This is a genomic window from Streptosporangium jomthongense (genome assembly GCF_042650425.1).
Taxonomy (GTDB): Bacteria; Actinomycetota; Actinomycetes; order Streptosporangiales; family Streptosporangiaceae; genus Streptosporangium.
Genome location: NZ_JBHSBC010000079.1, coordinates 1 through 506 on the forward strand (window position 1 = coordinate 1; position 506 = coordinate 506).

At 68.8% G+C, this 506-nt stretch carries 1 protein-coding gene; it reads right to left on the reverse strand.

The features are described 5' to 3' along the window. A partial coding sequence (locus ACFOYY_RS42480) for an IS701 family transposase (protein WP_386197201.1) occupies positions 1-480 on the reverse strand: 480 nt, incomplete at its 3' end. Positions 481-506 lie beyond the last annotated feature (26 nt).

Below are 506 nucleotides of genomic sequence, written 5' to 3' on the forward strand. Positions count from 1 at the left end.
CGGGTCGGTGGCCTGGGCGGTGTCCCAGGAGGCGGGTAAAAACAGCCGCCAGGTCAGCGGGCAGGAGGCGGCATCGGTGACCGCGTGCACGCTGACGCCGATCTGGCAGTTGCCGATCTTTCCCAGGGTGCCTGAGTACTGGCGGGCCACTCCGGGGGAGGCGGTGCCGTCTTTGGGGAAGCCGGTGTCGTCGATCACCCAGGCGGCAGGGGTGATCGTCTGGGTGGCCCGGTGGGCCAGGCGGTGCCGTACGGCGTGAAAGTCCCAGGTGGAGGAGGTGAGGAACTGTTGCAGGCCCTGGTGATCCATGCCGAGGCGTTCGGCCATGGGTTGCATGGACTTGCGGCGGCCGTCCAAAAGCAGGCCGCGCAGGTAGGTCAGGCCCTTGGCCCGCTGATCGCAGCGGGCCAAGGGGGTGAAGATCTCAGCGGCGAACGCTTCCAGCCGCTGCCGGGTACGCGCGAGCTGTTCGGGGGTCACATCCGGAGCGAACCATCACACGGCGG